16 protein-coding genes are annotated in these 13,480 nt (G+C 57.6%); 14 read left to right on the top strand and 2 right to left on the bottom strand.

Annotated elements, in window-relative coordinates; genetic code table 11:
* The 6 genes from LN415_03365 to LN415_03340 all read left to right on the top strand — a co-directional run.
* Positions 1-1,585: methylmalonyl-CoA mutase family protein (locus tag LN415_03365; protein ID MCJ2556131.1), on the top strand; the 1,585-nt coding region annotated here is incomplete at its 5' end.
* Positions 1,582-1,986 carry a methylmalonyl-CoA epimerase gene (gene mce / locus LN415_03360; GenBank protein MCJ2556130.1) on the top strand — a complete coding sequence of 135 codons (405 nt, stop codon included), beginning with the start codon at positions 1,582-1,584 and terminating at the stop codon, positions 1,984-1,986. The genes LN415_03365 and mce, both read left to right, overlap by 4 nt.
* On the top strand, positions 1,986-2,732 hold the full coding sequence (locus LN415_03355; protein ID MCJ2556129.1) for a biotin--[acetyl-CoA-carboxylase] ligase: 747 nt from the start codon (positions 1,986-1,988) through the stop codon (positions 2,730-2,732). Before mce ends, LN415_03355 begins: the two co-directional genes overlap by 1 nt.
* 35 nt (positions 2,733-2,767) lie before the next feature.
* Positions 2,768-4,471 (top strand): methylmalonyl-CoA carboxyltransferase, encoded by a 1,704-nt coding sequence (locus tag LN415_03350; GenBank protein ID MCJ2556128.1) that lies wholly within the window; start codon positions 2,768-2,770, stop codon positions 4,469-4,471.
* Positions 4,472-4,476: 5 nt separating this feature from the next.
* Positions 4,477-6,030, top strand: a complete 1,554-nt coding sequence (locus LN415_03345) for an acetyl-CoA carboxylase biotin carboxylase subunit (GenBank protein ID MCJ2556127.1) — start codon at positions 4,477-4,479, stop codon at positions 6,028-6,030.
* A complete protein-coding gene (locus tag LN415_03340; GenBank protein ID MCJ2556126.1) occupies positions 6,014-6,526 on the top strand; it encodes a hypothetical protein in 513 nt (170 codons plus the stop codon). Before LN415_03345 ends, LN415_03340 begins: the two co-directional genes overlap by 17 nt.
* On the opposite strand, the gene LN415_03335 is transcribed toward LN415_03340, so the two are convergent.
* Entirely contained in the window at positions 6,523-8,454 is a 1,932-nt protein-coding gene (locus tag LN415_03335) for an acetate--CoA ligase (GenBank protein MCJ2556125.1), read from the bottom strand. The two genes, LN415_03340 and LN415_03335, sit on opposite strands and share 4 nt — an antisense overlap.
* Before the next feature lie 134 nt (positions 8,455-8,588).
* Entirely contained in the window at positions 8,589-9,083 is a 495-nt protein-coding gene (locus tag LN415_03330; protein MCJ2556124.1) for a hypothetical protein, read from the bottom strand.
* A 125-nt stretch (positions 9,084-9,208) separates the two neighbouring features.
* Here LN415_03330 and LN415_03325 point away from each other — a divergent pair, with 125 nt between their 5' ends.
* From LN415_03325 to LN415_03290, 8 genes are all read left to right on the top strand, one after another.
* Positions 9,209-9,640 (top strand): hypothetical protein, encoded by a 432-nt coding sequence (locus tag LN415_03325; GenBank protein MCJ2556123.1) that lies wholly within the window; start codon positions 9,209-9,211, stop codon positions 9,638-9,640.
* 101 nt (positions 9,641-9,741) lie between these two features.
* Positions 9,742-10,053 (top strand): hypothetical protein, encoded by a 312-nt coding sequence (locus LN415_03320; protein MCJ2556122.1) that lies wholly within the window; start codon positions 9,742-9,744, stop codon positions 10,051-10,053.
* A gap of 153 nt (positions 10,054-10,206) precedes the next feature.
* Positions 10,207-10,497: a hypothetical protein gene (locus LN415_03315; protein MCJ2556121.1), complete on the top strand. Its 291-nt coding sequence runs from the start codon at positions 10,207-10,209 to the stop codon at positions 10,495-10,497.
* A gap of 185 nt (positions 10,498-10,682) precedes the next feature.
* On the top strand, positions 10,683-10,859 hold the full coding sequence (locus LN415_03310; protein MCJ2556120.1) for a hypothetical protein: 177 nt from the start codon (positions 10,683-10,685) through the stop codon (positions 10,857-10,859).
* A 117-nt stretch (positions 10,860-10,976) separates the two neighbouring features.
* Positions 10,977-11,480, top strand: coding sequence for a hypothetical protein (locus LN415_03305; GenBank protein MCJ2556119.1), 504 nt, complete (start codon positions 10,977-10,979; stop codon positions 11,478-11,480).
* 1 nt (position 11,481) lies between these two features.
* On the top strand, positions 11,482-11,736 hold the full coding sequence (locus LN415_03300) for a hypothetical protein (protein ID MCJ2556118.1): 255 nt from the start codon (positions 11,482-11,484) through the stop codon (positions 11,734-11,736).
* 188 nt (positions 11,737-11,924) lie between these two features.
* Positions 11,925-12,824 carry a glutamate formimidoyltransferase gene (gene ftcD / locus LN415_03295; GenBank protein MCJ2556117.1) on the top strand — a complete coding sequence of 300 codons (900 nt, stop codon included), beginning with the start codon at positions 11,925-11,927 and terminating at the stop codon, positions 12,822-12,824.
* A 2-nt stretch (positions 12,825-12,826) separates the two neighbouring features.
* The gene (locus LN415_03290; protein ID MCJ2556116.1) at positions 12,827-13,450 is read left to right on the top strand and encodes a cyclodeaminase/cyclohydrolase family protein; all 624 of its coding nucleotides are present in this window, start codon (positions 12,827-12,829) and stop codon (positions 13,448-13,450) included.
* Positions 13,451-13,480: the final 30 nt, after the last annotated feature.

Genomic DNA, 13,480 nt, shown 5'->3' with positions numbered 1-13,480 from the left:
GTTCAGGACTCTATCTTCGATCCCCGCCAAGAGGATATACACCCCCGAGGACGTTGCCGACACAGACTTCGCCAGGGACATAGGCTTCCCGGGAGAGTTCCCGTTCACGAGAGGCGTCTATCCGACCATGTACAGGAGCCGCCTGTGGACCATGAGGCAGTACGCGGGCTTCGGGACCGCCAAGGAGTCCAACACGAGATACAAGTTCCTCATAGGCCAAGGACAGACGGGCCTGAGCGTCGCGTTCGACCTTCCGACGCAGATGGGGTACGACAGCGATCACACCATGGCGCGAGGCGAGGTGGGCAAGGTCGGCGTGGCCACAAGCTCCCTGAAGGACATGGAGGTGCTCTTCAGCGGCATCTCGCTGGACAAGGTGAGCACGAGCATGACGATCAACTCGACCGCCCCGATACTGCTCGCGGAGTACATGGCGGTTGCGCAGCAGCAGGGATCGCAGCCCGCCGCACTGCGGGGGACTGTCCAGAACGACGTGCTGAAGGAATACGTGGCACGGGGGACGTACATCTTCCCGCCTGAGGCCAGCCTGAGGCTCACGATCGACCTCATAGAGTACTGCTCGAAGGAGATGCCAACGTGGAACCCCATAAGCATAAGCGGGTACCACATGCGCGAGGCGGGAGCGACGGCCGTTCAGGAGGTCGCCTTCACGTTCGCCAACGCGATAGCGTACATCGAGAGCGCTCTGGAGCGCGGGCTCAAGGTGGACGACTTCGCCCGGCGGCTCTCGTTCTTCTTCTGCGCGCAGATCGACTTCCTCGAGGAGGTTGCCAAGTTCAGGGCTGCGAGGAGGCTCTGGGCGCACCTGATGAGGGACAGGTTCGGCGCGCAGGACGAGCGGTCCATGCTCCTGAGGTTCCACACCCAGACATCCGGGGTGTCCCTCACCGCCCAGGAACCGGAGAACAACGCCGTCCGCGTCGCCCTTCAGGCCCTGGCAGCAGTCCTCGGCGGGACGCAGTCGCTGCACACGAACTCCATGGACGAGGCGCTGGCCCTGCCCTCGGAGAAGGCAGTGAAGGTCGCGCTGCGCACCCAGCAGCTGATAGCCCACGAGAGCGGCGCTGCCAACACCATCGACCCGCTGGCGGGCGCGTACAGCGTGGAGTGGCTCACATCCGAGATCGAGGAGCGCGTAAAGGACTACCTGAGCAAGATCGACGAGATGGGCGGGGCGGTGAAGGCGATAAGGAAAGGGTACATGCAGAACGAGATAGCCGACAGCGCGTACCAGTTCCAGAGAGAGGTCGAGGAGAAGAAGAGGCTGATCGTCGGGGTGAACATCCACAGGTCCGAGGAGAGGACCATCGAGAGGTTGAGGATGGACCCCGGCATAGAGGAGCTCCAGGAGAAGTCCCTGGCGGACCTGAGGAGGAGCAGGGACCAGACAGGCGTGCAGGAAGCCCTGGACAGGCTCGAGAAGCACGCGGAGGACGGCTCCAACACGATGGCGCCCATCCTCGACTGCGTCAAGGCGTACGCGACCCTGGGCGAGATATCGGACGTGCTGAGAGGCGTCTTCTCGGAGTACAGGGCCCCGGATTTCGGTCAGGTGATGAGATGAAGATAGACCACATTGCGATAGCGGTTTTCAACCTGGACGAGGGGAGCAAGCGCATGGAGAACATCCTCGGCTCGAAGGCGATCGTAAGAGAGAAGGTCGAGTCCGAGGGCATCGAGGCGGTGATCTTCAAGGTCGGGACAACAAAGATCGAGCTCGTGTGCCCGCTCTCCGAGGACAGCGTCGTGGCCAAGTTCCTGAGGAAGAGGGGCGAGGGTCTCCACCACATAGCCCTGGCGGTCGACGACATGGACGAAGAGGTGGAGCGGCTGAGGTCCAAGCAGGTCACGCTCGTCGGCGAGGCCCCGAGGGTGGGGGCGATGGGGCGCAAGGTCATGTTCGTACACCCGAAGTCGACTCCTGGCGTTCTCCTGGAGCTCGTCGAGACCCCGAAGGGTGAGTGATGAGCGGGATATCGGTCGAGGCGCACGACACTGTGACGTCAACGATGGACATCGCCCGCAAGCTCGCCCGCCAAGGTCGCGAGGAGGGCACCGTGGTCGTGGCGGGGACCCAGACCAGGGGAAGAGGCAGGTCAGATTCGGAATGGTTCTCCCCGAGGGGCGGAGCATGGTTCTCGGTGCTCCTGAGGCCTCCGATCGAGGCCGAGAGGTCGCACAGAGCGGTCTTCCTTGCCGGCCTCTGCGCGTGCACCGTGCTCAGAGAGCTCTGTGACCTGGACACGATCATCCGCTGGCCGAACGACATCCTCTTTGGCGGGAGGAAACTGGCGGGCGTTCTTGGCGAGGCCCTACAGGCAGATGACACATTCTACTCGATCGTGGGCGTGGGCGTGAACACGAACTTCAGCGTCAGCGCTCTTCCGGAAGAGCTCAGGAACGAAGCGACGACCACGCTTGACATCCTCGGGAGGGATGTGAACAACGAGGCCATCATAATCGCGATAGTCGCCCTGCTAGTCGAGATGTCCCCGGAGCTGAGCGGAGAGTACGGTCGGATCCTCGATGAATGGCTGGAGAGCTCGGACACTATCGGGCAGATGATAGAGGTCGATGGGAACCTGGCGGGAAGAGCTGTCCGCCTCGATGAGGAGGGATTCCTGATGGTCGAGGACGAGAGCGGGGAGGAGAATAGGATAGTGTCCGGAAACCTCCGATATGCTGGCGGCCGAGCACTGCGAAAGGGTTAAAGAGAATCCGCTTATTCCTAGGGCTGGGAGAGACCATGACATCCGCCAAGAAGCTAAGGGAGCTTCAGAAGAGAAGGAAGCAGGCACTGCTAGCGGGAGGGAAGGAGAGGATTCAGAAGCAGCACAAGAAGGGGAGGCTGACCGCGAGGGAGAGGGTCGACGCCCTCCTCGACCCGGGAACGTTCGTCGAGACGGACATGTTCGTGACCCACAGAACGACGGACTTCGACATGGACAAGAAGAAGATCTACGGCGATGGCGTGGTCACCGGCTATGGCAAGATCGACGGCAGGATCGTCTACATCTTCTCCCAGGATTTCACGGTGTTCGGCGGCTCACTGGGAGAGATGTTCGCACAGAAGATCACGAAGATAATGGACATGGCCGTGAAGAACGGCGCCCCGCTGATAGGGCTCAACGACGGCGCGGGGGCGAGGATCCAGGAGGGCGTCATCTCTCTTGGGGGCTATGCTGAAATCTTCTTCAGGAACGTGCTCGCCTCGGGCGTGATCCCGCAGATATCCGCGATAATGGGACCGTGCGCGGGGGGCGCGGTCTATTCGCCCGCAATGACCGACTTCATACTGATGGTGAAGGGCAGCAGCCACATGTTCATCACCGGACCAGAGGTGATTAAGGAGGTCACAGGCGAGGAGGTTACGTTCGAGGAGCTCGGCGGTGCCATGACCCACAACGCAAAGAGCGGCGTGGCTCACTTCGCCGCGGAGAACGAGGAGCACTGCCTCCACATGGTCAGGAAGCTCCTGAGCTTCATCCCGTCGAACAATCTCGACGACCCGCCGAGGATGAAGACCGATGATGACCCGAACAGGATGGACAAGGAGCTTGGGGACATCGTCCCGGACGAGCCGGACAAGCCATACGACATGAGGGACATCATCACGAGGATCGTCGACGACGGCGATTTCTTCGAGGTTCATGAGCACTGGGCGGGGAACATCGTCACGGGTTTCGGACGATTGAACGGATATCCAGTAGGCGTAATCGGGAACCAGCCGAAGGTCCTGGCGGGAACGCTGGACATCGATTCCTCGACGAAAGGCGCGAGGTTCGTGAGGTTCTGTGACTGCTTCAACATCCCTTTGCTGACGTTCGTCGACGTCCCGGGATTTCTCCCGGGGACCAAGCAGGAGTACGGGGGCATCATAAGGAGCGGCTCCAAGCTGCTCTACGCGTATTGCGAGGCGACCGTCCCGAAGATGACCGTGATAACGAGGAAGGCCTACGGCGGTGCGTACGACGTCATGTGTTCCAAGCACATCCGCAGCGATGTCAACTATGCGTGGCCCTCTGCCGAGCTGGCGGTGATGGGGCCCGCTGGTGCGGTGAACATCATCTTCAGGAAGGAGATTGAGCGGGCGCGGAGCATCGACCAGTATCTCGAGGAACAGACGATCGCCGAGCTCAAGAAGATCGCCAAGAAGATGAAGATCGAGCTGAAAGCGATCAAGAAGAAGAGCGACATAGTCAGGGCGATAAAGGCCGACGCGGAGGCCGTCAAGATCCTTGGCGACCTGAGAGTCGAGAAGGCCCGAAAGGATCTGGTCAGGGACTACAAGGACAAGTTCTCCCATCCGTACATCGCGGCCCAGATGGGCTACATCGATGAGATCATAGAGGCGGAGCTTACGAGGCCGAGGCTGATAGGTGCGCTCGAGACGCTACTCAGCAAGAGGGAGACGAGGCCCGCCAAGAAGCACGGGAACATACCATTGTGATAGCGATGTTCAAGAGGATTCTCATCGCCAACAGGGGAGAAATCGCCATACGCGTAATAAGGACCTGCAGGGAGATGGGGATCGAGTCCGTTGCCGTGTACTCCGACGCTGACAGGAACGCCCTTCACACGCGGTTGGCGGATTCATCACACAACATAGGTCCCCCGCCTGCCATTCAGAGCTACCTGGACCAGGACAAGATCGTGGATATCGCGCAGAAGGCGGGCGCGGAGGCGATACACCCAGGGTACGGATTCCTGGCGGAGAACCCGATGTTCGCAGAGAAATGCGAGCGGGCGGGGATCGTCTTCATAGGCCCCACGTCAAAGGCCCTGGCGAAGTCCGGGGACAAGGTCGAGTCCAGAAGGATCGCGAAGAAGGCTAGGATTCCGGTCACCCCGGGCTCGGACGGCTCGGTGAGGAGCGAGACCGAGGCCATCAGGGTCGCAGAAGAGATCGGTTTCCCGATAATACTGAAGGCCTCGGCGGGCGGCGGCGGGATAAGTATGGCCATCGTTAGAAGCCTGGAGGAGCTCCCCTCATCCCTGAAGGTGGCGAAGTCCTCCTCCCTCTCCTCGTTCGGAAGCGATGAGATGTTCATCGAGAAGTACCTGAAGCCGGCGAGGCACATAGAGTTCCAAATCCTGGCGGACTCGGACGGAAGAGTGATACACCTAGGCGAGAGGGAATGCTCCATCCAGAGGCGCTTCCAGAAGCTGATCGAGGAATCCCCGTCCCCGATCGTGGACAAGAAGATGAGGAAGAAGGTCGGTGGGCTAGCGGTGCGGGCGGCAAAGGCGACGGGATACCTGAACGCCGGAACGATGGAGTTCCTCCACCACGAGGGGAAGTTCTACTTCAACGAGATCAACGCCCGCCTGCAGGTCGAGCACCCTGTCACGGAATTCGTGACTGGCATCGACCTCGTCCAGCAGCAGATGCACATTGCGGCGGGAGAGCCGCTCACGCTCAAGCAGAAGGACATCAAGCTCAAGGGATGGTCAATGGAGTGCAGGATAAACGCGGAGAACCCGTACGAGAACTTCCTGCCCTCTCCGGGAAGGATCGAATCCTACAACATGCCGAGCTCCCCAGAGGTCAGGGTGGACTCAGGCGTGGAAGCTGGCTCCGAGGTGCCGACGTACTACGACCCCTTGTTCGCGAAGGTCATCGTCTGGGCCGGCTCGAGGGATGAAGCGATCAAGATGATGCAACACGCCCTGGCCAAGATGATGATAGGCGGCATCGAAACGAACATCCCGTTCCATCTCGAGCTGCTCGGAAACGAGAGATTCAGGAGAGGGGACATCGACACCGGGCTCGTCGAGGATAGCGGTATCATAGAGCGTCTCAGAAAGGAGGGTGAAAAGAGAACGCACGAGGAGAGGCTGGCGGCCGCCGCCGTGGCGGCATTCTTGTTCCAGATGCCCGAGGAGATGAGGCGCTTCTCGCGGAGGAAGTTGGATATCACTGGATTCGACACGCTCTCACCGTGGACCAGAGCTGGCAGACGGGAACAACTGAAGAAGAGGATGAACGCCGATGAGATTCAGTTTTGAGCTCGATGGGAAGTCGCACGAGGCGATCGTCGCCGATTTGCCAGAGCTGACGGTTACCCTGGACGGGGAGAAGCTCACCGCCAGAGTCAGGAAGACGAAGAAGGGCCTTCAGATCCGAATCGGCCGGAAGAGATTCACAGTCCTCAGAGAGGGAGACGTTCTCAAGGTGAACGCCGAACCCAGGGAGGTTGCGGTTCGGAGCATCGATTTCGCATCCGACGCGGTTCCTTCGCCAGAGGAATCCCACGAGACACCATCCAGGGCACCAGAGGCGATAGGAGGTGCGATACACCCGCCAATGCCCGGAAGGGTCGTCTCGATATCCGCGAAGAAGGGTGCGAAACTGCACGCGGGCAGTCCGCTCCTCATACTCGAGGCGATGAAGATGCAGAACGAGATCTCCTCCCCGTTCGGTGGGACCGTGAGAGAGATCAGGGTCAAGCCTGGAGATCTCGTCGATGTCGACGACATCCTGATCGTGATAGAGCAGACCTAGAGGATCTTGGATATCTCATCGATGGCGTCCGGATTCTCAATGGACGACAGGTCACCGAGGTCCTCCTCCAGGAACTTCGCCCTTATGATCCGCCGGACTATCTTTGCGGACCTCGTCTTTGGCAGGTCCTTCACGAAGTACAGCTCATCCGGTCGAAGGACCTTTCCGAGGATGCCAGCAACGTGATTGCGAAGCTCCTCCCTGAGCTCGTCACCAGGCTCGTACGCGGGCTGAAGCACGACGAACGTGACGACCTTCTCTCCCTTAATCTCGTGAGGTGCGCCGATCGCGGCCGCTTCGGATACCGCCTCATGCTCCATGAGAGTGGACTCGATCTCGGAGGGTCCCACTCTCCTCCCAGCGACCTTGATCACATCGTCCGAGCGCCCATGCAGGAACCAGAACCCGTCCTCGTCGATGCTCGCCCAGTCCCCATGGTACCAGATGTCGTCCCACGTATCCCAGTACGTTCGGACGTATCTGTCGGGGTCGTTCCAGAACCCCTTGGTCATGGAGGGTGCAGGGTTTTTCGCGACGAGATGTCCCATCTTCCCCCTCACGGGCTTTCCGTCATCGTCGAACACGTCCGTTCCCATGCCGAGACCAGGACCGCGGAGGGTGCATGGTTTCAGCTCGTTAATGGGCAGGGGAGAGAGGAAGCAACCCACTATCTCCGTCCCGCCGGAGATGTTGATTATCGGGAGCTTCCGCTTTCCGACCTTCTCGAAGAACCACGTCCACGAGTCGGGGTCCCAGGGCTCGCCAGTTGACCCGAGGATCCTCAGACTGCTCAGGTCGTGCTTGTCCACCCACTCATCGCCGAACCTCATGAACATCCTGATGGCCGTCGGCGATATCCCGAACGTCGTGACCTTGTGGCGCTCGATCATGTCCCAGAGCCGGTCCGGTTCTGGATAGTTCGGCGCGCCCTCGAACATGAATATCGTCCCGCCGAAGTTCATGACGCCGACGATCATCCACGGGCCCATCATCCAGCCGATGTCCGTCAGCCAGAAGAAGAGGTCGTCGTCCTTCAGGTCGAAGTAGTACGCGATCTCCTTGGACATCTGTGCGAGGCAACCCGCGTGCGTGTGAACGGAGCCCTTGGGCGTTCCCGTCGTCCCAGACGTGTAGATGATGAAGGAATAATCCTCGGCGTCCAGCTTCTCCGTCTCGCACTCGTCCGATTGCCCCTTGACGAAGTCATCCCAGTAGACGTCAAGATCATCGTTCCAGTCCACGTCGATCCCGAGCCTCTTGAGCACGACGACCTTCTCCAGGCTCGGAACCTGCTTCGCCGCTCCGTCCGCCTCCTTCTTGATGTGAACGTGCTTGCCTCTCCTGTAGGAACCGTCCGCTGTGAAGAGCACCTTCGACCCGGCATGCCGAAGTCTCGATGCCAAGGCGGAGGACCCGTAACCCGAGAATATTGGAATGCAGATCGCCCCTATCTTCATGGCTGCGTATATCACGACCAGGATCTCGGGCACGAAGGGCATGTAGATGCCGACGGTATCGCCCTTCCCTATTCCGGCGCCCTTCAAAGCGTTCGCCAGTCTGTTGGCATGGGAATAAAGGTCGCCGTAGGTCATCTTCCTGATCTGACCGTCCTCGCCCTCCCAGATCAGGGCGAGCTTGTCCTTCCGGGCGGCCGCATGCCTGTCAAGGCAGTTGTGCGCGATGTTCGTCTTCCCTCCGACGAACCACTCCGCCCATTCGATGCCTTTGCTCTGGTCCACGACCTTTGTGTAGGGCTCGAACCATTCGATGTTTAGGTCCTTCACGACGGCGTCCCAGAACCAGGAAATGTCGGAGCAACTCCGTTTGACCAGATCGTCGTAATCCCTGATCCCGTGCTTGTCCATGAACCTCTTGATGTTGGAACCTTCCACATATTCGCCCGTAGGCCTCCAAACCACGTCACTCATAGCCTTTCCTCCCCGATCCGAATGCGTCCAGTAATCTACCGAATACTGGCAAGCAACTCCTGAGCGATAAAAGGGGGAACGTATTAAAGGATTTTCGTGAGGGTCACCCGGGCCTCGCGATAGGGCTCGTGGCCTCAGTCAGACATCCCTAGCAGGGTGATCGCCTCTTTAACACCTGCCGCACCATGGATATCCTTGAAGACGGTCCTCTTCCAGTCACCTCGACCTCGAACCCCGAAGTTCGCCACGATGTTGAAGTCTCCTGACGTGAAGACCAGCTTCTGGATGTTTGGCAGCTTCTTCAGCTCTCTGAGAGTAGCCGATGGCATGCTGGACCTTATGAGGACCCAACCCTGGTCCCGAGAATCACTCTTCGTTCTCCGTTTCCAGGACTCGTAGGACGGTCGGGCATAGCAGCTCTGGAAGAAGGGCTTCGACTCCACCCGTTCGATGAAATCGGTCAAGTCTCGGCTGTCATCGAACGCTCCGCTCGCAACGATGTCGTAGAATCCCAGGACCGGATCGACCTCATTGATCTCTTCGCTCCTCTCGAGGTCATTGATGGCCTTGTGCATCTCACCTGGCTTCACCTTGAGAAGCAGAATGCTTTCACCCTTCAGTTGGCTCATGGATCTCCCATTCGAACCACTCTGGGATGCTTTAAGAATCTATCAGCGCCATTATCACTCTTGATAACGGTGGAATCGTATGGCTTATATAGCCCAAACCACAATCATATGACGAAGGCACTGTGATGGCGAGAAGCAGCGTTTCGAAGCTCCGAGCCCACGTCAAGAACGTGAGGAAGGATATCGAGAGGAAGGGCGTTCTCGTGGACGAGGATATCAACGTCGCGCTTCGCAAGATGCTCTACGCGGGGAGAAGGGCGATCGAGCAGGGAATCGAGCCAAAGGACTCGAAGGGGTATCTCGAGGCCGCTGCCAACTTGCACAAGGTCGTGAGGGGGAAGCAGAAGGGGTCCGGTGACGGCGAGTCCGTGCCGCTCGTCTCGTACAGGAGGTTCCCCAAGCACAAGAAGAGGGTCGTGACACTCAACGCGAGATTGAAGAAGACGAAGCACCCGACGAAGGGACTTGAGAAGCTCGTCCACCTGGCGAACAGCAAAGCGAAGAGCGACCACGAGTTCGAGTATTTCTTGAAGGAGATCGAGTGGCTTCTGCGCTAAACCTTTTCTTCTCTCTTGACTCTTCTCTCTTCTTTTCAGACGAATGATTTCTATAGCCATGACTCCTTGTCTCTACCGTGGGCCCTTTCGACGTCCTATTGATGACCAGTCTCATGTTGAGCGGTCTGATCTTGTTGTGGTCAGTAGCCTACTTCGGCAAGTTCCGCCACACGCTCGAAGGAGATGAGATGCTCCTCAAAGGGCCGAGAGAATGGGATGGAGTTGAATGGTTTCTCATGTCCTGGTTTGTGCTATCCGTGTCACTTAGCGTTCTCTACGTGGTCCTGGATAACTTCGGGCGTGGGGCATTCATGGTCGCGTTGATGCTTCTTATCTTTGTACCGTTCGCTGTCCGGAGATTCAGGACTAGGCTCATTCTCAAGAGGCTCGGCATCAAGGACGGGGGACGGTAGTAGCCCGCTGTCTGGGATGGGGTGTTTTGTAATGCACAAAGCACGGTCATCTGCCTCATGCGAGTTCCCTCCGCGAAAGGTATATATACACCCGGGTGCATTATCCTATGTGCAGGTGCTCTTGCACCCAAACACGGATGCATAGGTGATTGAATGGTAAGGAAGACGATAAACATAGACGACTGGGTCAATAGATTGGTGAATGTGGTAATGGCCAAGGCCCTCTTGGACGTGGGTATAGAAGTCAGTTACAGAGACGCGGTGAACAACATCCTGGTGCTTGGACTCAAAGCATTCTCCAACCCGAAGTATAGGAAGATGCTTGCAGACGCATATCAAGAGGAGTTCCTGGAGCAACTGGAAAGGAACCTCACAAAGATGAGACTCGACGAAGAACTTGAGGAGTTCTTTGACTTCCTTGAGCCTACACCTGAAGAAGACTAATTGAGACCAGTCGATCATGATGTGACGGGAGATGACAGGAAAGGGAAAGACCAACCAGCAGGAGGAGACTTACTACGAATAGAACTCCCCCCAATAGAGAGAATGAACCGTCAGACTTGTCTGAGGATGAAATCAGATTCCTGCTCTATATGTGGCACAAAAGACGCTTCAAGGTCGACAGATCCATGCCGGAGGAGGGGATCATCAAGCATTTAGGGCACAAGGTTGGGAATGTTGAGGGGGTCATCAAGAGTCTGATAGACAAGAGACTCCTTGGAATGACGAAGAAGAGAGGTTCAAGACGCTATTGGGTCAACGCTGGTGAAACGAAGGGGATATTGATGGACCTTGGCAGGATTTAGAACAGGCTTGTGATATTTTCTGCACAAAGTATATATATTGACCTGGCGATTGTTCCGCTGACACGTCCTATTGTTCTCGAAACACTTTTGTAGAGGACAAGACCACGGTGTGGGGCAATGAAGGAAATCAAAGACACTGAGAAGCCCTTTGAGGGCATTCTCGGCACATCTTCAGAGGTTGAACTGCTCGAATATCTCATGTCCTGTCCAGACTTCAGTTTCAACATCTCAGAACTGGCGAGGATTAGCGAGGTCCCCTCCAGAAGGACATGCGGCGAGATCGTCAAACGATTCCTGAAGTGGGAGATCCTCACAAAGGTTGGCCAGGTCGGCAACATCAAGCAATATAGACTGAACACTGATTCCCAACTTGTTCAGACTATGTATCAGTTCAACAAGGTCCTGATCTCCACCATCATGGAGAAAGAACTTGGAATAGAGGAACTGGAAGTCCTCGAAACCTACACCCGTGAGGAGTTGATTGGAGAGGAGGTTGTCTCTCTTGAGATTCTGCCAACGAGTCCGGAATTCACGGCCCTTTCCCCAGGGCTTGTTGCAGAGAAGAAGGAGGTTTTCTACATTCGAAAACGCGCGGAAAGGGAGGTCTTTACGGAGGCTTAGTATGGCCAAGAAAACAGAGATCAGAAAAGGAGAGGCGTGGACGAGGTCACCGGGCTTCGTGAAACACTATGCAACTGTTTTTGGCGTGAATCAAACCAAGGACCTCGTGAGAATCGACTTCGGGAATGAGAACGTTGGTCTTCCAGACGGAAAGACAATCCATGTGTCCGATGTCCAGATACTTATTGACATCGAACACCTCAGGATTCTGCGAGACCTACTCACTCACACCCTTAGAAAGCGGAAACGAAAATAGGTATCCTAGAATCTCTTGGACCATTTCGCCTAGTGCTGAACAGTCCTCATAGTGACCCTATGAGTGCTGAGAGACCCGCTCATTTGCTAGGCCTCTTATGCACCTGAGAATAGCCAGTCATCCTAGGTCATTAATCCACAGCGACAAACCCTTAAATAAAGACGAGGGCTTTTTCTCCAGGACTTCCCATGGAACGGATTGTAGAATGCGTCCCCAATTTCAGCGAGGGTAGGAGAGAGGATGTTGTCAAGGCCATCGCCGACGCCGCCGGAAGGTGTGAGGGGGTCAAGGTCCTTGACGTGGAGATGGACGCCAGTCACAACAGGTCAGTGATCACGTTCGTCGGCGGTCCTGAGGAGTGCGCGGACGCCGCGTTCGAGGCCGTGAAGAAGGCCTCTGAGCTCATAGACATGAACAAACACGAGGGCGAGCATCCGAGGATAGGCGCGACCGATGTGGTCCCCTTCATTCCTGTCTCTGGCGTGACGATGGATGATTGCGTCAGCCTCGCACGAAGGCTCGGAAGCAGAGTGGGAGAGGAGCTGGGAATCCCTGTCTACCTGTACGAGCATGCCGCAACGTCCCCGGAAAGGAAGAGCCTGCCCCACATAAGGAGGGGACAGTACGAGGGGCTGAAGGAAGATATCCGCTCGGACCCCGAGCGAAAGCCCGACTACGGGCCCTCTGAGCTCCATCCCACGGCCGGCGCCACTGTCGTGGGCGCGAGGGAATTCCTCATCGCCTACAATGTCAATCTCAGCACGAGCGACAAAGGTATCGCCCAGAGGATCGCGAAGACCATACGGGAGAGCAGCGGCGGGTTGAAGCACGTGAGGGCCCTCGGCTTCTACATCGAGGAGAAGGACATGGCCCAGGTCTCGATGAACCTGGTCAACTTCCATGCCACTCCCGTTCAGAAGGTGATGGAAGCGATCGAGGAAGAATGCACGAAGCTCGGCGTCGAGGTGGTCTCGAGCGAGGTTGTCGGACTGATACCGCAGGAGGCGCTCACGGATTCCGCCATCCTCTATCTGAAGCTGAAGGAGTTCGAGATGGACCAGATCATCGAGAACAGGTTGCGTGAGTAGAGATGTCGCACATGGATGAGTTCATCGAGAAGGTGGCCTCCGATTCGCCCACGCCGGGAGGGGGGAGCGTATCCGCGCTCGCTTCCTCGCTGGGTTGCGCGCTGAACGAGATGGTCTCGAGGATTTCCCTGAAGAAGGAGTCCGATCAAGGGGTTACCGGGGAACTGCAGACAGCCCTCAACGGGTCAGGGGAGCTCAGAACGAGGCTGGCCAGCCTGGTCGACGAAGATGCTCAGGCATACCAGGCGGTCATGGACTCGTACTCGTTGCCCAAAGGGACGGAGGAAGAGAGGGAGAAGAGGACGACGGCCATCCAGGACGCTCTCGTCGGAGCCGCGGAGCCCCCTCTCCGGATAATGAGAGCCTCGCTCGAGGTGCTTGACATGGCCAAGTTCCTCGCCGAGAGCGGATCGAAGAACGCCTGCACCGACGCCGGTGTCGCCGCTCTCATGGCACAAGCCGGGCTTCACGGAGGGTACTTGAACGTGAGGATCAACTTGGCGTACGTCAGGAACAAGGACATAGTGGAGAACATGGAGAACGAGGCCCGGTCGGCCTTCGAGAAGGGCTCAGAGCTGCTCGAGTCCATACTGGCCATCGTCAACTCAAGGCTCTCGCTCCAATAATGACTTATTCCTGTAGCCTGATTATGATGA

The sequence above is a fragment of the Candidatus Thermoplasmatota archaeon genome (assembly GCA_022848865.1).
Taxonomy (GTDB): domain Archaea; phylum Thermoplasmatota; class Thermoplasmata; order RBG-16-68-12; family JAGMCJ01; genus JAGMCJ01.
This window is presented reverse-complemented; position numbering and strand designations above follow the sequence as displayed.

Bases quoted from the DNA above. Each gene is read 5' to 3' on its own strand.
- ftcD (MCJ2556117.1), top strand. From the start codon at position 11,925: ATGGAACGGATTGTAGAATGCGTCCCCAATTTCAGCGAGGGTAGGAGA.
- LN415_03305 (MCJ2556119.1), top strand. From the start codon at position 10,977: ATGAAGGAAATCAAAGACACTGAGAAGCCCTTTGAGGGCATTCTCGGC.
- LN415_03330 (MCJ2556124.1), bottom strand. From the start codon at position 9,083: ATGAGCCAACTGAAGGGTGAAAGCATTCTGCTTCTCAAGGTGAAGCCA.
- LN415_03310 (MCJ2556120.1), top strand. From the start codon at position 10,683: ATGCCGGAGGAGGGGATCATCAAGCATTTAGGGCACAAGGTTGGGAAT.
- LN415_03315 (MCJ2556121.1), top strand. From the start codon at position 10,207: ATGGTAAGGAAGACGATAAACATAGACGACTGGGTCAATAGATTGGTG.
- LN415_03335 (MCJ2556125.1), bottom strand. From the start codon at position 8,454: ATGAGTGACGTGGTTTGGAGGCCTACGGGCGAATATGTGGAAGGTTCC.
- LN415_03300 (MCJ2556118.1), top strand. From the start codon at position 11,482: ATGGCCAAGAAAACAGAGATCAGAAAAGGAGAGGCGTGGACGAGGTCA.
- LN415_03290 (MCJ2556116.1), top strand. From the start codon at position 12,827: ATGTCGCACATGGATGAGTTCATCGAGAAGGTGGCCTCCGATTCGCCC.
- LN415_03325 (MCJ2556123.1), top strand. From the start codon at position 9,209: ATGGCGAGAAGCAGCGTTTCGAAGCTCCGAGCCCACGTCAAGAACGTG.
- mce (MCJ2556130.1), top strand. From the start codon at position 1,582: ATGAAGATAGACCACATTGCGATAGCGGTTTTCAACCTGGACGAGGGG.
- LN415_03345 (MCJ2556127.1), top strand. From the start codon at position 4,477: ATGTTCAAGAGGATTCTCATCGCCAACAGGGGAGAAATCGCCATACGC.
- LN415_03350 (MCJ2556128.1), top strand. From the start codon at position 2,768: ATGACATCCGCCAAGAAGCTAAGGGAGCTTCAGAAGAGAAGGAAGCAG.
- LN415_03320 (MCJ2556122.1), top strand. From the start codon at position 9,742: ATGACCAGTCTCATGTTGAGCGGTCTGATCTTGTTGTGGTCAGTAGCC.
- LN415_03340 (MCJ2556126.1), top strand. From the start codon at position 6,014: ATGAGATTCAGTTTTGAGCTCGATGGGAAGTCGCACGAGGCGATCGTC.
- LN415_03355 (MCJ2556129.1), top strand. From the start codon at position 1,986: ATGAGCGGGATATCGGTCGAGGCGCACGACACTGTGACGTCAACGATG.